The 23,940-nt window shown below is 42.8% G+C and carries 16 protein-coding genes; 5 read left to right on the forward strand and 11 right to left on the reverse strand.

Annotated elements, in window-relative coordinates:
* Positions 1-2 precede the first annotated feature (2 nt).
* Positions 3-1,106 carry an ABC transporter ATP-binding protein gene (locus AC2D3N_RS00965; protein ID WP_484692511.1) on the reverse strand — a complete coding sequence of 368 codons (1,104 nt, stop codon included), beginning with the start codon at positions 1,104-1,106 and terminating at the stop codon, positions 3-5.
* 628 nt (positions 1,107-1,734) lie between these two features.
* On the opposite strand from AC2D3N_RS00965, the gene AC2D3N_RS00970 reads away from it, so the two are divergent.
* Entirely contained in the window at positions 1,735-2,169 is a 435-nt protein-coding gene (locus AC2D3N_RS00970) for a hypothetical protein (RefSeq protein ID WP_484692512.1), read from the forward strand.
* 242 nt (positions 2,170-2,411) lie between these two features.
* Here the strand turns inward: AC2D3N_RS00970 and AC2D3N_RS00975 are convergent, their stop codons facing one another.
* The 10 genes from AC2D3N_RS00975 to hisD form a co-directional block, all read right to left on the reverse strand.
* Positions 2,412-3,320 carry a 2OG-Fe(II) oxygenase gene (locus tag AC2D3N_RS00975; protein ID WP_484692513.1) on the reverse strand — a complete coding sequence of 303 codons (909 nt, stop codon included), beginning with the start codon at positions 3,318-3,320 and terminating at the stop codon, positions 2,412-2,414.
* Positions 3,321-3,444: 124 nt separating this feature from the next.
* On the reverse strand, positions 3,445-3,918 hold the full coding sequence (locus AC2D3N_RS00980) for a ribonucleotide-diphosphate reductase subunit beta (RefSeq protein ID WP_484692514.1): 474 nt from the start codon (positions 3,916-3,918) through the stop codon (positions 3,445-3,447).
* A 298-nt stretch (positions 3,919-4,216) separates the two neighbouring features.
* Positions 4,217-4,618: a ribonucleotide-diphosphate reductase subunit beta gene (locus tag AC2D3N_RS00985; protein ID WP_369821845.1), complete on the reverse strand. Its 402-nt coding sequence runs from the start codon at positions 4,616-4,618 to the stop codon at positions 4,217-4,219.
* 96 nt (positions 4,619-4,714) lie between these two features.
* A complete protein-coding gene (gene ltrA, locus AC2D3N_RS00990; RefSeq protein ID WP_484693724.1) occupies positions 4,715-6,448 on the reverse strand; it encodes a group II intron reverse transcriptase/maturase in 1,734 nt (577 codons plus the stop codon).
* Between the two features lie 747 nt (positions 6,449-7,195).
* Complete coding sequence (gene ltrA / locus AC2D3N_RS00995; protein ID WP_484692515.1) at positions 7,196-8,962, reverse strand: group II intron reverse transcriptase/maturase; 1,767 nt, start codon at positions 8,960-8,962, stop codon at positions 7,196-7,198.
* 832 nt (positions 8,963-9,794) lie between these two features.
* On the reverse strand, positions 9,795-11,516 hold the full coding sequence (ltrA, locus tag AC2D3N_RS01000; RefSeq protein WP_484692516.1) for a group II intron reverse transcriptase/maturase: 1,722 nt from the start codon (positions 11,514-11,516) through the stop codon (positions 9,795-9,797).
* A gap of 590 nt (positions 11,517-12,106) precedes the next feature.
* Positions 12,107-12,283 (reverse strand): hypothetical protein, encoded by a 177-nt coding sequence (locus tag AC2D3N_RS01005; RefSeq protein WP_484692517.1) that lies wholly within the window; start codon positions 12,281-12,283, stop codon positions 12,107-12,109.
* A 77-nt stretch (positions 12,284-12,360) separates the two neighbouring features.
* Positions 12,361-14,619 carry a ribonucleoside-diphosphate reductase subunit alpha gene (locus AC2D3N_RS01010; protein ID WP_484692518.1) on the reverse strand — a complete coding sequence of 753 codons (2,259 nt, stop codon included), beginning with the start codon at positions 14,617-14,619 and terminating at the stop codon, positions 12,361-12,363.
* Between the two features lie 269 nt (positions 14,620-14,888).
* Positions 14,889-15,314, reverse strand: a complete 426-nt coding sequence (locus tag AC2D3N_RS01015; protein ID WP_079679962.1) for a universal stress protein — start codon at positions 15,312-15,314, stop codon at positions 14,889-14,891.
* Between the two features lie 102 nt (positions 15,315-15,416).
* Positions 15,417-16,718 carry a histidinol dehydrogenase gene (gene hisD, locus AC2D3N_RS01020; RefSeq protein WP_484692519.1) on the reverse strand — a complete coding sequence of 434 codons (1,302 nt, stop codon included), beginning with the start codon at positions 16,716-16,718 and terminating at the stop codon, positions 15,417-15,419.
* 398 nt (positions 16,719-17,116) lie between these two features.
* Between hisD and rpsT the strand changes: the two genes are divergently transcribed.
* The 4 genes from rpsT (at position 17,117) to AC2D3N_RS01040 (ending at position 23,932) form a co-directional block, all read left to right on the forward strand.
* Positions 17,117-17,413 (forward strand): 30S ribosomal protein S20, encoded by a 297-nt coding sequence (gene rpsT, locus AC2D3N_RS01025; protein WP_079679896.1) that lies wholly within the window; start codon positions 17,117-17,119, stop codon positions 17,411-17,413.
* A 199-nt stretch (positions 17,414-17,612) separates the two neighbouring features.
* Positions 17,613-18,398: a TatD family hydrolase gene (locus AC2D3N_RS01030; protein ID WP_484692520.1), complete on the forward strand. Its 786-nt coding sequence runs from the start codon at positions 17,613-17,615 to the stop codon at positions 18,396-18,398.
* 159 nt (positions 18,399-18,557) lie between these two features.
* On the forward strand, positions 18,558-21,872 hold the full coding sequence (rpoB, locus tag AC2D3N_RS01035; RefSeq protein ID WP_484692521.1) for a DNA-directed RNA polymerase subunit beta: 3,315 nt from the start codon (positions 18,558-18,560) through the stop codon (positions 21,870-21,872).
* 164 nt (positions 21,873-22,036) lie between these two features.
* Positions 22,037-23,932: a DNA-directed RNA polymerase subunit gamma gene (locus tag AC2D3N_RS01040; protein WP_079679893.1), complete on the forward strand. Its 1,896-nt coding sequence runs from the start codon at positions 22,037-22,039 to the stop codon at positions 23,930-23,932.
* Positions 23,933-23,940 lie beyond the last annotated feature (8 nt).

The following is a 23,940-nucleotide window of genomic DNA, read 5'->3' on the forward strand; positions in this document are numbered from 1 at the left end:
AATTATTCTTCCTCCCGATCTAATGTTGAATTTTTAGGTTGAGAATCAGTATCTTCTATATTTTTAGATTCCTCATTCCCCAATTCCGAACTAATATTTTCCTCGGTTTCTATATCTTCTATGGTCTGGGAGTCTGTTGTTGTTAGCAACTCTGTTTTTTCGGGCTGAGTTTGGGTGGTTAACTCTAAAAATACATCTTCCAAACTCGCACGAGTCCGCCGCAGTTCATAGACTTTCAAATCCGATGCCAGTAACATCGCTAAAATTTCCGATGCGGGTTCTTGATCCCGTTCACAACCCAATCGCCATATCCCTCGGTTGGACTCCCCTAAATTACCCACTTTTTCAATAACCTTTACCCCCGATATCTGTTTCAACCTGGCTAATTTTTCCGCCTCTATTTCTGCGTCGAGTTCTACTTCATATCCCGAACCTCCTGTCAACTGTTCCATCAGGGTTTCCGGTGTCCCCGTTGCCACAATTTCACCTCGATTAATAATCGCCACTTGGCTACAGGTCATACTCACTTCAGGTAAAATATGAGTTGACAAAATAATCGTATGACTCCCGGCTAAACTCTTAATTAAATTGCGGACTTCAATAATTTGTCGCGGGTCTAACCCGACCGTGGGTTCATCTAATACAATTACAGGTGGATCATGGACAATGGCTTGAGCAATTCCCACCCGTTGACGGTAGCCTTTCGATAATTTTTTAATCAGGGATTTTCGCCTGTCCCATAATCCGCATTTTCTCATCGCCGTTTCTACATTGGTTTGGCGATCGCCCGCCGAAACTTGTTTAATCTGGGCGACAAAATACAAATAACTTTCCACGGTCATATCGGGATACAACGGCGGATTTTCCGGCAAATAACCAATCCGTTGTCGCACATCCATGGATTTTTCATGCACATCAAACCCGGCAATTCTCGCCGTTCCACTGGTCGCCGGAAGATAGGCCGATAAAATTCTCAGGGTGGTGGTTTTTCCCGCCCCATTCGGCCCTAAAAATCCTAAGATTGCCCCAGGTTCCACCGCAAAGGAAACATCCCGCAGCGCTACAGTAGAACCGTAGGTTTTACACAACTTTTCAACTTCAATCATGCTGACCGCTAGAGCAACGTCTCTTACTTTAGCTTGAAACGGACATTCAATTATCGACTATTATTTTTAACTCTATTATCTCCCATCCCCAAGGAAAAACAAATAAGTAAAAATAATAAATCTGTACAGATGATTTTAAAATTTCAAACACTCAGAATTGTAAACAACTGTAAACTGCCAAATTATTGAGAATAATTCTCATATTTTTGACGAAAAATTAGGGGGTTGACAGGTTGAGCCCGAAGATGTAGAATTTTTGTCAAGATACCATAATGCGTTTTTTGTGTAAAAAATACAAAATAGTGGCTACAAATCCCAATTTATTGTTGATTTAAGCAATTTTATGCTGAGTTTAGGCAGCATTTCTGCCAAAAAACTCCGGGCTTAATCCCCCTCGTGAAATATTTTTGATTATTACAAAATGTAAATATTTGTAATTTATATTGACAAAATCAAATAACTATGTATGTTTTTGAGATCAAGGATTAAGTATTCTTTTTCCTGCGTGCTAGAATAGCAAAATAATTAAAAGTCATAAACTCAATTAATGGAGCATCTGGATCTCAGAATTCTCCCGAATTTATGAAACCGTCGGTGAAGTCAAAATCAAATTACACCCCGAATAAAAATGCGATTAATTATTACTCACACAACCCTGTTAAAATTGCATCCTGTTGATTCCTCAACCTTAACAGAGGCTCAAAAAATCAATTTTCCGCTCGGGAGTCGCTTAATTCTAAGTAGTTACGAAGATCACAACCCCGATCATTACAAACTTACATTAGTTGCATCATTAGGAAGTGGCAAAGATAAAAGTATGGTTTGGTATGTCTATAAACCCCACGCCTTAGTTCTACTTTCTGATCGAGAATTTGCAACTGTTAGTTTGTCAACGGACACCAATCTTAATGTACGTTCATCTCCCAATGCTGTTTCTGATAATATAATTTATAAAATCCCAAATCATGTTGATGTCGAATTAATTGAATGTTGCTTTAATCAGCAATTATGGTGGTTAGGAAAACCGTTAGGTGATGATAAAAAAGCCTATGGTTGGATATAGCAAGAGGCAATAGGGAATGGGCAATGGGCAATAGGTAAATACTTACTATAAGTAGCTTTTAGCTTTCAAGAATGTCCTAATAGATGTGGCAACTGCTATATCAGGAAAATATTTAAACCTTTATACTCCAGAAGGGTGTTCGCTGTAGTGGTTTTCCTAATTAATCCAATTTTCAATCTAGGCTTAAAAAGCGGTCAGTCTTTAAATTAGGCGATCGCTTTTTGCGACTATCTAATATTGAGTTAGCCTGCCCGAAACCAACCATTGAGGGTGAAGCGTCCATCCTCAAACCGTTGGGAGGGACAACTAACAGGCATGACCTCATGTTTGCAACGACTATCAAAAAAAACAATACTATTATTATGGGGTTCAATATCAATAAATTCCCCTTCATTCAAGGCATAACCATTTTGCCATTCCGTAGCATACAGTCTTAAATTTCCCCCCGAAAAGTTTTTAGGTTCTTGATAAAAATAATAGACATAAGTAATTATGCGAGTATTGGTTTCGGGACTCCCCGAATCATTATGAATTTTATAAAAACACCCGTCATTATGGGCGGTTAGTTGCATTTCCACCTGAGAAACGGTAAAGGGCGAAAGGTTTAACTGAGTCAGAATAGAAGGAATTGTAGCAATTAGTTTTTTACGCAGTAATTCATAGAAATCAGGAAACAAAGTGGCATATAGAATGGAAGATTTTCGATAATTACTGGCTTGAGTAGTTGTTTTAGAACCCACAAATTTATCCGGTTGTTTGAAAGCAATTTTTAAGGCTTCTTTGTGTTCTTGAGGTTTTAAAAAATTTTCAATCTGCACATAATTGGCAGGTAAAATTTCCAGATTGTTCTCCGCTACAATTGGGGCGGAAGGAGGGAGAAGTTCAACGGTGGTTGTAGCGGGTTGGGAAATAGAAGAAGCGTTAAAATTTGTGGATGAAGCTAGTAAGGATGGAGAGTGTGGAACTTGCAGGGGAGTAACGGAAGAACATCCCGACATTTCTAATATTTTTAAGGCAATATTCGCTCGTTCAGTCGGAGAAACTGCTGGGTCTTGAAGTAGGGTTTCTAGGGTGGTAATGGATTGATTAATTAAATGTTTGAGTCTTTCTATCGGAATTAGAGCAGCGGTTGTGGGACGGATAGTATTCATACGGAGTTTGAGCAAAAACCATTAGAAAGCTATTTTCTCTATGGTGACACAAATTTTAGGATTGGGGTAGAGAAATGCAACAGAGCCACAAGAGAGACGCGCCATGGCACGTCTCTACGATGGGTTAGATTTCGTCCCAACCACTGACCCCAGAAGACATCACATAGCTGGTGACGCTGGCTTCAAAGAAGTTAGCTTTAGTATGGGCTTCTTTTTTGGTATCCGAGAAGCGTTCTAAATGGGTATAGGGACTTTTACTGTACTTTTTATCGGGATAAAGGGGCTCTAAACCGATAGACCGTAACCGAATATTGGCCAGATATTTGGTGTATTGTTCCGTACTATATTCCGTGATTCCCAAGATATTATTTCCCACAATATGATTCGTCCATTTACATTCATGTTCAACGGCGGTATTGAACATTTCATAAATCTGATCAACGGAGTGGGTAAACACTTCCATGGCTTCGGGAATTAATTTTTGGAATAACCGAACATGACTCAATTCGTCCCTATTAATCATTTTGAAAATATCAGCAGATCCCGGCATTAACATCCGTGAAGCTAAATTGTAGAAGTAGATAACGCTACTACCCATCCTTTCAGTAGGGGCTAGAACATACCATTATCTTGATCTCAATTCAAAATAAGTAAAAGAATTGAGTTAAAGATACTCACCCTCTGTTCGTTGAACCTTCTCCTTTTATGAGGAGCTTGGCTGCTGATTGCCCATTGTAAAGATTAGATCCCTTGCGGCTTCCAATCAATCCTTTAACTTTTTTCTGCTCTCGCACCTGGCGCGCTAATCATTTCTAATTTCGCTTTGGTATAAAGGCTTTAGGGGGTTCCAGCAATTTGATGAGTTTTCACTAACATCTCGCGGTGCTAGGGGGCCACTAATTTAACCCATTGTAGAAGTAAATCCCTTCTAACATATAGTCTGCTAACAGGGAAATAAAGTAATTTTCCAGGGTGGGATTATCCATATATTGTTGATAAATCCCGGCAATGAATTCACAGCGATCGCGCAAGACACTATCGGTTTTCCAAAATTCATAAACAAAGGTTCTCCGATCAGATGGAATAATCGTTTCAATCATGTATTGATAACTTTGATTGTGCATCGCCTCCTGAGAAGTTTGTTCCGCCATACAAAGACTGATTTCTGGAGCAGTTACACAACTTTTCAGATGAGGAATATTGCAGGTTTGAACAGAATCTAAGAAGGTTAAATAACTTAAAATTCCATCAAATGCCCAACGTTCATCGGGAGTTAAGTTAACATAGTTAGAGTCGATAGGAGCGTTACCACTCCGACCTCTCCTTCAGAACCGTGCATGAAACTTTCGCCTCACACGGCTCCTTGATAATTCCATCCTTGTTATGGATACGATTCAAAACGGACTCTTGTCATAGTTCTCAACTATTGGTAATTGCTTATTTTTCGTTAAAGAACCATCATGAGCCGTTTTTATGTCGTGGCAATGTTTGTGTAGAAGTTGTAAATTATCATAGATGTCTTTACCACCTAATGATGTTGGTTTAATATGGTCAACTTCTACAATGTCTGTACTTGTGAAATACAAACCACAGTGGGGACAAATACCCTTTTGTTTTTTGATTAATTTAGAAACTCTGTTAGGAGTTTCAGGATATTCGCCTCTTCGTTTACTCCAATAAATCCAGTTACCATCAAATGGACTAGCTTCACCTTTAACCTTTGTATGCCTGATGATTGGCGTACTGGCGTGTTTGATTAGTTCTATTCCATCTTCTGTACTGAAACACCAATTTTTGTCGCCTACTGTTCTCCAGTATTTGTCTTTATTGATGTCCCCTTTCCCCCTCGTTCTTGCCCAAGCTCTCAACTTGTCATAAGTTAGATGGTCAACTCTTGAGAAAGTCTCCTTACTAACTTTAGTTGAGTAATAGTTTGACCAACCTCTAATAATTGGATTCAGCTTGTTAATTAAAGCCGCTTGAGGTGCATTTTTATGGGTATCTATTACTTCAGCTATTTTGGCAAGATGTGTTTTGATTTTGACTTTAGAGGGTGTGATTAATGTTTTAAAACCTAGTGGTATTCCGTATGCACTATAAGCACCTCTGTAGTTTCCTACTTTGTACTGCTGTATATAGAATCCTAAGAACTCAAACCCGACTTTTCCATCAATTTCATTGAGTGTGTGGGTTAATTTTGTTTTACTTGGTTTTAATTCCAATCCCATATCACTTAACCAATCAACGATTATCTCTTGACACTTTTTGACAACGTTTAAATCCTCATGGATTATTACGAAGTCATCAGCGTAACGGATTAAACTAAGGGCTTGACGATTTTTTACTTTTGACCCTTTCAGAGTTTCTGCATATTGCATGACTCTTTCTTCCATACCATGTAAGGCAATATTCGCAAGTAAGGGTGAAATTACCCCTCCTTGTGGTGTACCATCATGGGTAGGAAAAAGTTCTTTTCCGTCACAGTACCCTGCCTTGAGCCATGTTTTTACTAAACGGCTTAATGTAGGGTATGTGTGTATTTTTGAAATTAATGCTTTGTGATTGATTTTATCGAAACATTTTGAGATATCAGCATCAAGCACATATTTGGCTTTTTTATTGATACTGACATATATTGCTTCGATTGCATCGTGACAGGAACGTCCTGGTCTGAAACCATAACTGTTTGGCTCAAAGAGCGCCTCCCATTCTGGTTCTAACGCTAGTTTAACTAACGCTTGCAATGCGCGGTCGTTGATTGTGGGTATTCCTAGTGGTCTAGTTTCCGTTGCTCCAGATTTGGGGATATTAACTCTACGAGTTGGTTTTACCTTATTGGTTAACTTCAACTTTCCTACCAGGTTTATACGTTGCTTCGGGTTCAGAGATTTTACTCCGTCCACACCCGCCGTATTTTTACCTTGGTTATCTTGTGTTACCCGACGTACCGCGATACATTTTGCCGACCAAGACCTAATCAGGGTCTTTTGAAGTTTGCGAACTGCTTTAACATCGCCTCGTTCACTCGCTTGAAATATTCGCTTTTGCAACTTGAACGTCAATCTTTCAGCTTTACGCCAATTGATTTGGTTCCATTCCACCGTCAGATTGTTCTGCGTTTTAGACATATAAATTGCTACTTGTTCTATTTCTTTGGAATTACCGAGCATCTGTCAGCATATCCTTGTCATTACAACAAGGCATTCGCTTTTGACACCATCCCTTCCCTACATATCATTCGTTAGCTACTTACTGGATTTTCGACCTTTTTCCAGAGATATATAGGGGTTACTTCGTTCCGATTACACATTTGTTTGAGGTCTTTAGCGTGATGCTTTCCACCGGATTTATTGGCGGTGCTTATAAGTCGAGTAGATAATCGCTTATGCCTTATTCTTGCCTTTTGGCTTGGTGTTAATCAAGTTTTGTCTTGATTTAGCCATTACACCATTAGATGTAACGATGGTTTAGACACATCTTTGCTTGCGCTACGCATGGACTTCTTGCTCGATAGTTACCAGATTTGGCTTCCAGTAGTTCTACCTTTTAACCCCGCTTTAATCTGTTGGTTGCTACCCAGTCAAACTAGGGGTTATGCTTTCACCTCAGCACTTGAGGGGTGGGACTTAATTCACGGAATTTCACCCACAAATGTAATCAGTTATCACCAGTTTTAACAACTGGGTTAACCGTCCCATAAACCTTTCAGCTTACTTTAGGTTAAACGAATCGCACATCCACGACATCCTGAGTAATATCTAATTTTTCAGGTACCCAGTTAGAGTCGATGGTAATGTTGCCATTAACCATCTCTCCTCCGAAACCGTGCATGAGACTTTCACCTCACACGGCTACTCAATACGCTTACTGAAATATCAGACTTCCTGACAAGATTGTTTATCCAATCTTGTCTTCTGATGATGGCAATGGCGATGAAGGGCTTGAAGATTTTTATATTCATCTTTTCCGCCTTGTGATTTAGGTGTAATATGGTCAATTTCAATCACATCTTCATCGTAAAAATAATGTCCGCAATGGTTACATTTACCCTTTTGATACTTTAAGATTTTTGCTAATCTTTGAGGTACGTTAGGGTTTTTACCTAATTTTGCGCTCCAGTAAGCCCAATCTCCGTCATAAGGACTTTTATCACCCTTGACTTTGTTGTAAACTAAAGGATTGCTTGTGGTTTCAAAGTCAACATGGAAAAATAATTTAGCTTCATTGGATATAAACACCCAATTTCTTGTGCCATCTCTTTTCCAATATTTTCTTGAAGCCTTCCCTATCGTTTTACATCTTTTCTTAGCCCATCTTCTAAGTTTTAGATAAGTCAAATTATCTTGCCCTTTAAAAATTCCTAATGTTTGAGCATCGGAAAATGAATAATAGCGACTCCATCCGATAATTACAGGATTTAATTCTTTAATTAAAACAGATTGGGGGCTACTTTCATGTTTAAGGATAATTGACTTGATTTTTTCTTGATGAGCTTTGAGATTGTCTTGGGTTGGAGTCAGGTAGGTTTTAAATTCAACCTTTTTATTTCCGGCTTTATGTTGATGATGTTTACCAACTTTGTACTGTTGTACATGGTAGCCAAGGAAATCAAACCCAGCTTTCCCATTAGAGAATAAATTTGTCTCTAAACTATGAGAAATACGGGTTTTTTCAGGTTTGAGTTCTAAACCAATGTCACTCAGCCACTCAATAATAATTTCTTGGCATTTCTCAATGACAAACTTTTCCTTATGAAGAACTACAAAATCATCGGCATATCGGATAAATCCCAATGAACTTATCCTTCTTTCTTTGCTTTTTACAAGCCATTTATTTTGCGTCTGATTCCAGTCCTTTAGAGGAACAGTTTTGATATATTCGTTTAGTCGTTCCTCTAATCCATGAAGGGCGATATTAGCCAGTAAGGGCGATATAACTCCCCCTTGTGGTGTTCCTTCAATGGTTTCATGAAATTGTCTGTTATCGAGAACTCCAGATTTTAGCCAAGCTTTAATTTGATGCTTGACTTTACCTTTCATGCCAAGTTTATTGAGTAATTTTTGATGGTCAATTTTATCGAAGCATTTGGCTATATCTGCATGTAGTACATATTTAGCTTCATGCTTTAGGTGATTTTTAATTTGACACATCGCATCGTGACAAGAACGTCCTGGTCTAAAGCCATAGCTATTGGGTTCAAATTTCGCCTCCCATTCGGGTTCTAGGGCTAATTTAACCAATGCTTGTGCTGCGCGGTCGTACATTGTGGGTATTCCTAACGGACGTTTTTCTTTTTGATTCCTTTTGGGTATCCATACTCTTTTTGTTGGTTTGGCTTTCCCTGTCATCTGAAGTCGTCCTGCAAGGTGTAAACGAGCTTCTGGGGATAAAGATTTAACTCCATCCACTTCTGCTGTTTTCTTCCCTTGATTATCTTGAGTAACCCGTCGTACCGCTAAGACTCGGCTTGACCATGACCTCATGAGTGTTCTTTGAAACTGGCGGACTTTTTTCACATCGCCATCTCGTGAAGCTGCGTAGATTCGTTTTTGTAAGCGGAAGACATATCTCTCGACTTTACGCCAATCGATGTTTCTCCATTCCTCACTATTGGGTTTAATTTCCGAATGTGAATTAGACATTTAACCTACTACTTCCAAAATCTAGCTATCAGCATATTGCGAGATACGTCTGCTTATCTCGGGCATTACCCCATCCCTTTTTAGGCATTCCATGTCAATTCATGGTGAGCGTTTGCTTCTTATCCCATCCTTCCCAATTTCAGCCTAGTTTCCTAGATTTTTGTCTTGACTGACTTCTTAATATTTCGACCTGATATTAAGAGCTTGAAATTGGGTTATCTCGTTCCTTTGTATCCATTGGTTTGAACGTTTTAGGGCGTACCTTTCCACCGGAGGTATGAGAAGTGCAAATCCAGAAAATTTCGATATCGGATTTCTCTACTCTTGTCGGTTATTTCCGACGCAGGGCGTGTCCATAACACAAGCTTATATTCCCTGCTGCGCGATAACGATGGCTCAACGGTACTTCGTTTGTTCTACCCATGACGTTCCTGCCACTTCTTAACTGTTTTCAGCAATTATCAGTTTTGAAACTGTCCCCGCTTTACTAAATTGATAATCAGTCGCCTTAGTAGGGGCTATCCAAGATGGATATGTCAGGGCGTTTCCTCTTGCACTCAGAGGCTAGGACTTGCTTAAATTAAGCTCACCTAGATGGATACAAAAGTTATTCCTAAACTATTCAGGAACTAACCGTCCCGATGCTTTATAACACAAGGGTTTGAGCATCTTTAGGCTAAAACGAGTCGCACGAAATTCTCGCGCATTTGTTTATACAAACCCACGGCCCAGGAATAACGCACATCATTTAAGTCGGGTAAGGTTCGAGCGTCACCGCTCTCCCCTCCCCTAAGAACCGTGCGTGACTATTACTAATCACACGGCTCAAGCCTTACTTCAAGCCTTCAAACTTGGTTTTACTGTGTACCTGCTTATGGCACGCACTGTGCAGGTGCATCAGGTTTTCGGTGTCGTCCGTTCCACCTTCTGCAACAGGTACTATATGATGGGTTTCGATATTTTCACCATTGAATAGGTGTTCTCCGCAAACGGCGCATTTCCATCCTTGTTCTTTGGCTACTTGTTCATATTTAGAACCTTTTGCCCAGTATTTCTTGCCGTTGTTTGTGTTGCGGTTCTCCCAATATTCTTTAAGGTTAGGGTCATCTGGACTGCTATTGCTTTTGATTTTTATGTGTCTTTCTATGGGTGTACTACTGATGTCATATAGGATATAGGTTTTTTCCTTTCCTTTCCTACCAGTCCCTTGACACATAAATGTCCAATCTTTCCCTTTTAACCGGGTGAAGTATTTCTTTTTAACCCATTCTGTTGATTTGGCATGATGCCTACGCCGCGCCCATGTCCAAAGGTATTGCCATACTCTATGTGAGATATATTCAAAGACTTCCTTACTAACTACACCTCTATAGTAGTTAGCAAAGCCCCGGAGAATTGGATTTAACTTCTTGATGACTTCTTCTTGAGTCGAAGCTTTCATCATTGATATGGTTTCCCCTATTTTCTGACAAAAAGCTAAGACCTTTTCTTTCTGAGGTTTGATTAATAGTTTGCCTTTATAGCGACGCACGTTAAACCCCAAGAAATTGAATCCGTCCTCTATGTGTACTATCCTTGTTTTCTCCTCGCTAATATTAAGTCCTCTTTCTGCTAACCATTGCTTAATCTGGATTAGCACTTTTTCTAGTGTCTCTTTATCCCTTGATGTTATTACAAAGTCATCTGCATATCGAATGACACCTAGAGTAGTCCTAGTTTTATGTTGATAGACCTTACCAGTTTTCTTGTTTACATTGTCATGGTATTGATAGACTGGTAGGCTTTCAACTACTTCCTCTAGTCCGTGTAATCCAATGTTAGCCAGTAGTGGACTTATAACACCTCCTTGCGGAGTACCTGTATTGGTGGGATTGTGGACACAATCATAGACGAATCCTGCTTTTAACCATTCTTTGATTAGTTCCTTTTTGGGAAATGAATTAATCATATTCAGAATGGATTCATGGGCAATGTTATCGAAAAATCCTTCAATATCCGCGTCCAGAATATAAGAGTCTGTCTCTCTGCTGTTTTTCACGCTTAATCTTTGGAAACATTGAGCGATAGCATCCTGACAGCTTCTTCCGGGTCTGAATCCGTACGAATTAGGCTCAAACACTGCTTCCCATTCTGGTTCTAGTGAGTTTTTGACTATTGCCTGTGCGACTCTATCCTTTACGGTGGGAATTCCGAGAGGACGTTTCTTGCCATTTGCTTTGGGTATATACACCCGTCTTGTGGCTTTTGCTTTTGGCATCTTCCATTCTTGGACAAGTTTTACTCGCTGTGCGGGTGTATTTACAACCTCCTTATCTATTCCCGCAGTTTTCTTTCCGGTGTTAACCTGAGTAATTTGTCTGACACTTAGCAATAGGTTGGCGTAGTTTCTGATTAACAGTTTTTGCAGCCGTCGTAGCTGCTTCCACTGACCAAGTTTTCTGGCACGGAAAATTCTTTGACGTAAATTCCTAACAATCTTGTGGGCTTTCTTCCAATTTATTTGGTTCCAGTCCTCTAATTGTCCGTTGACTCCATTTATCAGTTTCGCTGACATCTAACTTTTATCTCCGTTTGGTTTCTTTTGTCATTGTCTTTTCCGTATAAGACCCAAGAGAAGTCTGCTATTCCTTTCGGTCAGGGGCAAATTTTGAACCCCTATCCCTCTTATTACAAAAGGGCTTTCGCTTTTTCTCTCATCCTTTACCCTCCAAAGGATTCCGCCTTTCTTACGATTAGCCTACTTAGTTTTTCGACCTCGACTAAGACTTTGTAGGGCTTATCCTGTTGTATCGTTTGAAGTTTCTCGATGGGTTAGGGCGGCTGTCTCTACTGCGGGAGGCTTTTTGTTTCCACGTCTAAATAAATGCAATATATTTAGACCACCTCCTTACCATTTTGGTTAGAGCCTATCAGGGTAATTTGGCTCCTCAAACTATCACGCAGCATAATCAACAACTTAGACCATGTTCGTCCTTCCCATCTTTCCCTCTAGCTCCTTGACCGCTTAACCCTAGCAGCTTCAGGCTACATTTAGGACGTGCATTCCCACCATTTCATTGCTTACTTTGGTAGTCGTCGAACTCTTGCGAGTCTTTTCTACGAGGGCTAGGGGTGGAAATCCCTAGAGGACTTCGCAGTCCCAGTTCAAACGACCAGTTCAGGTCGCACTTGCATTAAATTTGTGGTTTCCCCAAACCAAATAGAACGATGATTAATATCATCATTTCCATTGGGATTGAAAATCGGATTGATCGGCATCGTTAAGGGCTTTTTACGCCCATTTTTGTCCCGGGCTGGGGATGAAGCAAAGTCTAAAGTCATACTCGTAAAGTCAAGGAATTTAAGATAACTTTCCTCCACCAGTATGACATAGTTCTATAAAGTTAGCCTGTTAGCCTTTAATTAGCGCAAGCAACGCAGCCATCATCGGCTTCTTTGAAACTATCACGCTGTACCGTTCTGACATAATAAACCGCCTTACAGCCTTCTTGCCAAGCTAAGATTAAGGTATCAAAAATATCCTTAGCTTTGATAGCCCGATCGGGTTCATCTGGAAAATACACGCCCTCATTCAAATTGAACATTAATTCCATGGAAATTCCGGTATCAATCCACTTTTGAACCGTCGCCACCGCCTTAACAACAATTTGTTGATTTAGGCTTTTATTTTCCGGGTAAAACCAAAAATGATCCTGAAGAAACGGCGGAGCAATGGGAACCGTTCCTTTTGCCCATTTGTCATAGAAAAAACGACTATAACAGGGTAAAATACTAGCGGTACATCCTTGAACTAAGGAAGAAGATGTGTTAGGGGCGATCGCGGTAATATGAGAATTGCGAATCCCATATTTTTGAATATCTAAACTCAATTGTTGCCAGCGTTCTTTCTGGGCTGCGTGTTGCAAAAACCACTCTACAGATTTCGCCCCAATTAACTTTCCTTGACTCCAAGCACTACCTTGAAAAGCTGGATAATACCCCCGTTCCTTAGCGAGTTCCATAGAGGTTTTGGTACAATAAAAACCAATATCCTCAAACAGATGACTAATTTCGGTTAAATGGTTATAGGTTAAGCGACGTTTAGCTAACCAATCGGCTAATCCCATCGCCCCGACCCCAATTGTCCGATATTTTTGGTTATGGTTTTTACTGGCTTCAAAAGGAGTGTTAGTAATTTCAATCGTATTATCTAACATTCGCACCGCAATTTCACAGACTTCGGGCAGTTCTTCCTGTTCAATATTTGCCAAATTTAACGAATCTAAATTGCAAGTATGGGCTTCCTCTCCGGGCTTGACATTTGACCAACTTTCCTGACATAAATTCCCCCCGGGAATATAGCCTTCATGTTGATTCGGATTTGCCCGATTTGAGGTATCCTTAAACCATAAATAGGGCATTCCGGTTTCCACTTGGGAACGCATAATCAACTTAAATAAATCCCGGGCATTAACCTTTTTATAAAGGGTGATTTCCGTATCTAAGTTGGCTTCTATTTTTTGATAAACACTTTCAAAGGATTCCCCCCAAGTTGTGGCTAATTCAATGCCCAGTTTTTCCCTAACTTCATAGGGATCAACCAGTGTCCAATCCTCTCGACTGATTACCCGACGCATGAACTCATCAGGAATCACTAATTGAGGAAAAATATCATAGGCTTTGCGACGTTGATCGCCATTTTCCGTCTGCATTTCTAGGAATTCAGGAACGTCCAAATGCCAGACATCTAAACTCACCGTAATCGCCCCCGCTCGACGTCCGCCTTGATTCACGGCGATCGCCGTATCATTTAATAATTTAATCCAAGGAATCACACCCCCCGAGGTGTTTTGTTTCCCCATCACCCAACTGCCCGTTGCCCGGACTCGGCTGACATTTGTACCCACACCCCCGCCATTTTTAGAAATTCTAGCGGCATCTTTAATCGTGTCAAAAATACTTTCTAAATTATCATCCATTGCCGTGATAAAACAGCTACTTAAGGAGCCGTGAGGAATCCTTAAATTTGCTAAAATTGGGGTGGCTAAGGAAACTTTCCGCCCGGCGATCGCTTGATAAAACTTTCTAGCCCAAAATAACCGATTTTCGGGTTTTTCCACAATTGCTAATAGCAATGCACAGGTTAATAGAGCTTCCTGGGGTAATTCATCCGTTAATAAATAGCGTTTATTTAACAAAACAGCCCCAGCATAATCATAATCCTTATCCCATTCGGGGTTGATCCAACTGCCGGCTTCTTGAAGTTCCTCGGCGGTGTAGGTCAGAATCCGAACGTCATATTGTCCCTGTTCCACTTTATTATGAACCGTTCTGCAATAGTCGCCGTATTCATAACCCCGACGGACTAAGGTATCCTTCCATAAACTCCAAATCTGTAGTCTTCCCGCCACATAACGCCAGTTTGGGTCGGAGGGGCTGCATAACTCCAAGGCGCAATTAATTAAATTATCCTGAATTTCTCGGGTGGTCACACCATGGCGCAGACGGGTGGTGAGTCCCGCTTCTAGGGTAATCGGATTCGCCTCCATTCCCTCACAAGCCCAGTTAACGACTTCTCGAATTTTAGAGACATCTAATGGGGCCAGACTACCATCTCGTTTAATAACTTTAATATTTTTATTAGGGGTGATGGTAAGGGATGGTGATGTTGATTGCATAGTCAATATTTTTACCCAATGCTATAATGAATTGACGCCTTACCACTGTACTCTAATTCCATATTTAGTGACAGGGATTGACAAAAATCTTATTTTCCGCTATATTTAGCGTTATATTTGGTTACTTTACTTAAAATAGGATTTATTACTATTATTAAGTTGCCCAAAAAGCCAACTCCAACGTTGCAGGTTTGGGGCTTAATGCGCTTATTTAGATTAGATAAATTGATACTTAAAGACTGATTGGCGATCGCAACTTACCACTCACTTTAAATTTCCTTAACCACCAAAACCGAACAATTCGCCTCTGAAACCACCTGAGAACTCACCGATCCTTCCAAGATTCGCTTGACTCCCGTTAATCCTCGATTTCCAATAATAATCAGATCCGCCTGATAAATATTGGCCAATCGAATGATTTCTTCCGCCGGATCACCCGCTACGATCTCAATTTCCGTCTCACAATCTAACTGATCTTGATAAACCCGTAGTTGCTTTTCCAGATGACCATAGGGAAATTCATCCGTCCGGTGGCCGGGCCGATCCGCCACCAGATCAAAATCCGATTCCACCGTCGGAACAACATGAGAGAAGATCACGTTGGTTGTGGGCTGCAATTGCAGTTGACCCAGCGCCTTAATCACAAACTTAGCAGTTGGTGAATCATCCACAGCAACCAAAATCGTATTTAGCACAAAAACGTCTCCTTTAAACAACTGGAAAATCACCGCGCCTTGAAATCCTACCACTTCAAACCCTTATTCTAAAGGTAAGACCTCAAAGTTAACAGCCATCACTCACAGTGAAGGTTCCGTTCTCAACCTTACCGAGTCCCCATGGGAAGGTAAACCCTCAGCCAGCGTCAACACCTGAATAGCGCCTGCAACCTTCTGTAAAGCCGTGGGGGAATACTGAATTAAACTCGAATGTTTCATAAACGTTTCTACCCCCAGGGCCGAGGCATAACGGGCTGCCCCCGATGTCGGTAAAGTATGGTTAGGGCCAGCTAAATAATCCCCAACCGCTTCCGGGGTCGAACAACCCAAAAATATTGCCCCGGCATGGCGAATTTTCTCCAGTAAGTCCCAGGGTTCGGCTACTTCTAATTCCAAATGTTCCGGGGCAAACTCATTGGACAACTCCGCCGCGGCCTCTAAGGAATCGACAACCACCACCACCCCATAGTGGGCGATCGCTTTTTCCGTCAACGTGCGTCGGGGATGGTTCACCAACTGTCGTTCCACCTCCGCCACCACCTGCCGGGCTAAGGCCGAATCCGTTGTTAATAAAATTGCCGCCGCCAGGGTATCATGTTCAGCCTGGGCTAATAAATCCGCCGCCACATGAACCGGGTTCGCCGCCCCATCAGCAATAATCAGAACTTCCGATGGCCCAGCCAGGGAATCAATCCCCACCGTGCCATAAACCAATTTTTTTGCCAAGGTGACATAAATATTGCCCGGGCCAGTAATCACATCCACCTTCGGGATCGTTTCCGTACCATAGGCCAAAGCTGCGATCGCCTGCGCCCCACCGACCCGATAAATCTCCTGAACCCCCGCCTCTTGAGCCGCCACCAACACCGCCGGGTTCACCTTAGAATCTGGCCCTGGGGGAGTCACCATCACAATTCGGGGAACCTTGGCTACCTGAGCCGGAACCGCATTCATCAAAACCGTACTGGGGTACGAAGCTTTTCCCCCAGGTACATATAAACCCGCCCGGTCAACGGGAGTAAACCGTTTGCCCAGGACAATATCATCCTCTCCAAACTGCACCCAGGACTTAGGTGTGCGCTGGCGGTGAAAGGCTTCAATTTGTTGGCGGGCAAATTGGATCGCATCCAACAATTCCTTCGATACTTGCTGGTAAGCTGCGTCCAACTCCGAACCACTCACCCGCAACTCATCTAATGTCAATATTTTTTGATCGAATTCTTCCGTATAGTGCAGAAGTGCCTTATCCCCTTGACGCCGAACCGTTTGCAAGACTTCCCGCACGGTTGCTTCTTTATGGATCATCGCGTCATCATGGGTACGGTCAGAGATCCGTCGCAATTCAGCTTGTGCTTCAACCCACTGAGTAATAATTCGCAGCATGGTGATTCGGAGTGCCAACCTTAAAAAACACACACAGAAGCAGATACGGAACAGACAACCGGGATGAACCTCTACCCCTGGTTTCCCTGTCCATACCCAGACTTTGTATCCTTAAGCGATACTTTAGAGTTCTAGCCACTGGGGCAACACTCTGGGGATTCATACCTGGTTCAGTATAGCACAAAAAGCTATCCTAGATGGTTACGGGGCTTGTTGAACCAAGAACAGAGCGTTAAACCCTTTTTTTTTGCTACAATGACTGGAGTCCATAATTTTTGTGATGCTTCCTGTAGGTGAATAGGAAGTTTGGTTAAATTTGACAAAATAAATGTTATATTGGTATGTCTGTAACTTAGTATCTCTAATCGGAATACCTGCGTCTTCTTCAATCAGAACCTATGGCTAATATTAAATCTGCTGTCAAACGAGTCGAAATCGCAGAGCGCAATCGGTTGCGTAATAAATCTTACAAGTCAGCCGTCAAGACTTTAATGAAAAAATGTCTGACCTCTGTTGATAAATTCGGGACTGACCCTACAACCGATAATCTCACCGCCGTCAATCAACAAATGTCGGCTGCCTTTAGTAAAATCGACAAAGCCGTGAAAAAGGGCGTGCTGCATCCTAACAATGGTGCTCGGAAAAAATCTCGCTTGGCTAGAGCTTTAAAGCGCCACCAAACTGTTGCAGCCTAGCTCATCAGTGATCAGTCAACGGTAATCAGTAATCAGTTATGAGTAAACAGCTAATAAGAATATAAAGGAGTCGGCGAGGACGCTGGCACGAAAAAACCAATAACTGATTACGGACGCGCCAATCGCCTAACAGCATGGCTCGATATCGGCACGTCTTGATCCTGATCACTGATTGCTGATCAATCTGAGTAAAGGGACTATGCAACTGATCGATACCCACGTCCATATTAACTTCAAAGCCTTGGCATCGGATTTAGACGCAATTCGGCAGAGATGGCAAGAGGCGGGAGTAGTCCGTTTGGTGCATTCCTGTGTTCACCCGGGAGAATTTCAGGAAATACAGGAAATTGCCAATCAAGTCCCGGAACTCAGCTTTGCTGTTGGGTTGCATCCCTTGGATGCTAAACTCTGGGATTCTACCTCGGCCCAAACCATTACCCAACTTGCCCAATCCGATGATAGAGTCGTTGCGATTGGGGAAATGGGGCTGGATTTCTATAAAGCCGATAACCGAGATCAACAAATCCAGGTTTTTACCGAACAGCTAGAAATTGCCTATCGTTTGCATAAACCTGTGATTATCCATTGTCGGGAGGCGACAGAAAGCATGATTCCTCTACTAAGGCAATTTTGGCAACAACGGGGCAAAGTTTCCGGGGTCATGCACTGTTGGGGAGGCACTCCCGAGGAACAACAGTCGTTTTTAGAATTGGGACTGTATATCAGCTTTAGCGGAACCGTGACCTTTAAAAATGCGATCGCCATTCAGGAATGCGCCCGTCTAGTTCCGTCTGATCGAATTTTAATCGAAACGGACTGTCCTTTTCTAGCGCCTGTTCCCCAACGGGGAAAACGGAACGAACCCGCCTTTGTGCGCCATGTTGCCGAAACCGTTGCCCGACTACGGGACATTTCCCTAGAAACCCTATCTCAACAAACCACCGATAACGCCTGTCAACTCTTTCAGTTATCAGTTAACAGTTAACAGTTATCAGTTGAGGAGTTATCAGTTGAGGAGTTAATAAATTAACTGTAAACTTCTTAACGATTAACTGATGACTGATGACTGATAACTGATTATTGATAACTGATAACAATTAACTCAATCACTGATTACTGATAACTGATTACTGATAACTGATAAATGGCAAGTCTAACCCATAACGAACCCACTTTTTTACTTCCTGACTTAATTGAAATTCAACGGTCAAGTTTCCGTTGGTTTTTAGAAGCCGGGTTGATTGAAGAATTAGAAAGTTTTTCCCCTATTACCGACTATACAGGGAAACTGGAACTGCATTTTTTAGCTAAAGACTATAAACTTAAACGTCCTAAATATGACGTTGATGAAGCCAAACGACGGGATAGTACCTATGCCGTTCAAATGTACGTTCCGACTCGTTTAATTAATAAAGAAACTGGAGAAATTAAAGAACAAGAAGTCTTTATTGGGGACTTACCCCTAATGACAGAACGGGGAACTTTTATTATCAATGGGGCTGAACGAGTCATCGTCAACCAAATTGTGAGAAGTCCCGGGGTTTATTATAAATCTGAAATTGATAAAAACGGCCGACGGACATATAGTGCGTCCCTAATTCCCAACCGAGGCGCCTGGTTAAAATTTGAAACCGATAAAAATGACCTAGTGTGGGTCAGAATTGATAAAACCCGCAAACTATCCGCCCAGGTCTTATTAAAAGCCTTGGGACTCACCAATAACGAAATTTTCGATGCCCTGCGTCACCCCGAATACTTTGAAAAAACCATTGAACGGGAAGGGGAATTTACCGAAGATGACGCCTTAATGGAACTGTACCGCAAACTCCGTCCCGGGGAACCCCCGACGGTAGCTGGTGGGGAACAGTTACTTAATAACCGCTTCTTTGATGCCAAACGCTATGACCTGGGACGGGTCGGACGTTATAAACTGAATAAGAAACTGCGGCTGACCATTCCCGATACTACCCGGGTGTTAACTTCCGTTGATATTCTCTCGGCGATTGATTATTTGATTAACCTAGAATTTGATATTGGCGAAACCGATGACATTGACCACTTAGGAAATCGTCGGGTACGGTCAGTGGGCGAACTGCTGCAAAACCAAATTCGGGTCGGTTTAAACCGCTTAGAAAGAATTATCCGAGAACGGATGACCGTAAGTGACGCCGACGCCTTAACTCCGGCCTCCCTGGTCAACCCCAAACCCCTAGTGGCTGCCATTAAAGAATTCTTCGGTAGTTCCCAATTATCGCAGTTTATGGATCAGACCAATCCCCTAGCGGAACTGACCCATAAACGCCGTTTATCCGCCCTTGGCCCAGGGGGACTAACCCGGGAACGCGCTGGTTTTGCTGTCCGAGATATTCACCCCAGCCACTACGGTCGGATTTGTCCGATTGAAACCCCAGAGGGGCCAAACGCCGGATTAATTGGGTCTTTGGCAACCTTAGCCAGGGTCAACCCCTACGGATTTATTGCCACCCCCTACAATAAAGTCGAAAATGGTAAAGTCCGTCGAGACTTACCTGCGGTGTACATGACCGCCGACGAAGAAGACGACCTGCGGGTTGCTCCAGGGGATATTAGAACCGATGCCGAGGGGACAATTTTAGGGGATATTGTGCCGGTGCGCTATCGCCAGGAGTTCACCACCACAACTCCCATGCAGGTGGACTATGCCGCCGTATCTCCGGTACAGATTGTCTCCGTCGCCACCTCCTTGATTCCCTTCTTGGAACACGACGACGCCAACCGGGCCTTGATGGGGTCTAATATGCAACGGCAAGCCGTCCCCCTGCTCCGTCCACAACGGCCCTTAGTCGGAACCGGACTAGAAGCCCAAGCCGCCCGGGATAGCGGGATGGTGATTGTCTCCCGTACCGATGGGGAAGTTAGCTATATTGACGGGTCTTGTATCCGGGTCATGGATACCACGGGCAAAGAACATGAATATGAGTTACAAAAATATCAACGTTCTAACCAAGATACTTGTTTAAACCAGCGCCCCTTGGTTTATGAAGGAGATCAGGTGGTGGCGGGTCAGGTGTTAGCCGATGGTTCCTCCACCGAAGGGGCTGAACTGGCTTTAGGTCATAATATCCTAGTGACTTATATGCCTTGGGAGGGATATAACTACGAAGACGCGATTTTAATTAGTGAGCGTTTAGTCCAAGAGGATATTTACACCTCCATCCACGTTGAAAAATACGAAATTGAAGCCCGACAAACCAAACTCGGCCCGGAAGAAATTACCCGGGAAATTCCCAACGTCGGGGAAGACTCCCTACGCCAACTCGATGGAAACGGGATTATTCGAGTCGGGGCTTGGGTGGAATCAGGGGATATTTTAGTCGGGAAAGTCACCCCCAAAGGGGAATCCGACCAACCCCCGGAAGAAAAATTACTGCGGGCAATTTTCGGAGAAAAAGCCCGGGATGTACGGGATAACTCCCTGCGGGTTCCCAATGGAGAAAAAGGTCGGGTTGTGGATGTCCGCGTCTTCACCCGGGAACAGGGGGATGAGTTACCCCCGGGGGCGAATATGGTGGTGCGGGTTTATGTGGCGCAAAAACGCAAAATCCAAGTCGGGGACAAAATGGCCGGACGCCACGGGAATAAAGGGATTGTGTCTCGGATTCTGCCGATTGAGGATATGCCCTATCTCCCCGATGGTCGGGCTGTGGATATTGTCTTGAATCCCTTGGGTGTACCCAGTCGGATGAACGTCGGCCAAATCTTTGAATGTTTATTAGGGTGGGCGGGTCAAAACCTGAAAAAACGCTTCAAAGTGGTTCCCTTTGATGAAATGCACGGGCCAGAAATGTCTCGGGAAACCGTGCACGGGAAGTTAAAAGAGGCCCGGGATAAAACCAAGAAAGATTGGTTATTTAACGAAAATTATCCTGGGAAAAGCATTGTTTATGACGGTCGTACCGGAGAACCCTTTGACCAACCCGTCACCGTGGGGATTGCCTATATGTTGAAACTAGTTCACTTGGTTGATGATAAGATTCACGCCCGGTCTACTGGCCCCTACTCTTTGGTAACTCAGCAACCCTTGGGAGGAAAAGCCCAACAAGGAGGACAACGGTTTGGAGAAATGGAGGTTTGGGCCTTGGAAGCCTTCGGAGCCGCTTATACCTTGCAGGAGTTGTTAACGGTCAAATCCGACGATATGCAGGGACGCAACGAAGCCCTCAACGCTATTGTTAAGGGTAAAGCCATTCCCCGTCCTGGGACACCGGAGTCCTTCAAGGTGTTGATGCGAGAGTTGCAGTCGTTGTGTTTGGATATTGCGGTGCATAAAGTGGAAACCACCGACGAAGGTGGAAGCCGAGATGTGGAAGTAGACCTGATGGCTGATATTCCAGCTACCCGGATGACCTACACCTCCAATAACTTTGCCCCCGCTAAACCTACTTATGATTTAAGTAGTTCAGTCGAAGAAGACGAGTAATCAGTTATCAGTCATCAGTTAACAGTTATCAGTTATCAGTCATCAGTTATCAGTCATCAGTTAACAGTTAACAGTTGAGGAGTTATCAGTTGAGAAGTTAACCAACTGTTGAATTCTTTACTATTCCCTGTTCCCCGTTCCCTGTTCCCTATTCCCTGAATAAAATGGCTAAAATTGAACAACGGTTTGATTACGTTAAAATTGGAATCGCTTCTCCAGAACGCATTCGCCAGTGGGGAGAAAGAGCCCTACCGAATGGTCAGGTGGTTGGAGAGGTCACAAAACCTGAAACCATTAATTACAGAACCCTGAAACCGGAGATGGACGGGTTATTTTGTGAACGAATTTTTGGCCCGGCAAAGGATTGGGAATGTCATTGTGGGAAATATAAACGGGTAAGACATCGTGGAATTGTCTGTGAACGCTGCGGGGTGGAGGTAACAGAATCCCGGGTTCGTCGTCACCGGATGGGTTTTATTAAACTAGCCGCTCCTGTGACCCATGTTTGGTATCTGAAAGGGATTCCCAGTTATATGGCTATTTTATTAGATATGCCATTGCGGGATGTAGAACAGGTTGTTTATTTTAACGCCTATGTGGTGTTAAATCCGGGTAACTATGATGGCCTATCATATAAACAGTTATTAACTGAAGATACTTGGTTAGAAATTGAAGACCAAATTTATAGTGAGGATTCCACCTTAACCGGAATTGAAGTCGGAATTGGAGCCGAAGCCATTTCCCGTTTGCTCGAAGATATTCCCTTAGAAGAAGAAGCCGAAAGATTACGCGAAGAAATTGCCGTTGCTAAGGGACAAAAACGCGCCAAATTAATTAAACGATTGCGGGTAATTGATAACTTTGTGGCGACAGGTTCCAAACCAGATTGGATGGTTTTGAATGTGATTCCCGTCATTCCTCCCGATTTACGGCCAATGGTGCAGTTAGATGGGGGTCGATTTGCCACCTCCGACTTAAACGACCTATATCGTCGGGTGATTAACCGAAATAATCGGTTAGCCCGGTTGCAGGAAATTCTCGCCCCAGAAATTATTATCCGTAACGAAAAACGGATGTTACAGGAAGCTGTTGATGCCTTAATTGATAACGGTCGCCGGGGTCGGACGGTGGTGGGGGCGAATAATCGACCCTTAAAATCCCTCTCCGATATTATCGAAGGAAAACAAGGACGATTCCGTCAAAACCTATTAGGAAAACGGGTCGATTATTCTGGACGTTCGGTTATCGTGGTGGGGCCAAAATTAAGAATGCACCAGTGCGGTTTACCACGGGAAATGGCAATTGAATTGTTCCAACCCTTTGTAATTAACCGCCTAATTCGTCAAGGATTAGTGAACAATATTAAAGCGGCGAAAAAACTGATTCAACGGAATGATGCCAGCATTTGGGAAGTCTTACAAGAAGTCATCCAAGGACATCCGGTGATGCTAAACCGCGCCCCAACCTTGCACCGTTTAGGGATTCAAGCCTTTGAACCGATTTTAGTCGATGGTCGGGCGATTCAACTGCATCCGTTAGTTTGTCCCGCCTTTAACGCTGACTTTGACGGTGACCAAATGGCTGTTCACGTCCCCCTATCGATTGAATCCCAGGCTGAAGCTCGGTTATTGATGTTAGCCTCGAATAATATCCTATCCCCAGCCACGGGTAGACCGATTGTGACACCCAGTCAGGATATGGTGTTGGGATGTTATTATTTAACCGCAGAAAACCCCAAATTAGAGGATCAAAGTCACCGCTATTTTGCTGATTTAGAAGACGTAATCTTAGCCTATAAACAGGGTGCTTTGGGTTTACATTCCTATGTTATGGTGCGATTTGATGGGGAGATTTTATCGGATGAAACAGAACAGATAGGAGTCGAACATACAGACGACTTAACTGGAGTGATCACTAAAACTTATGTGGGCAAAAAAACAGGGAAACTAATGCGACGAGTTCGAGAAGATTCCGAGGGTAATATTCTAGCTCAATATATCCGTACTACCCCGGGACGTGTCATTTTCAATAAAACCGTTCAAGACACACTAATACAGTAATCAGTGTA

It is taken from the genome of Planktothrix sp. PLAVEN19ND (genome assembly GCF_057220675.1).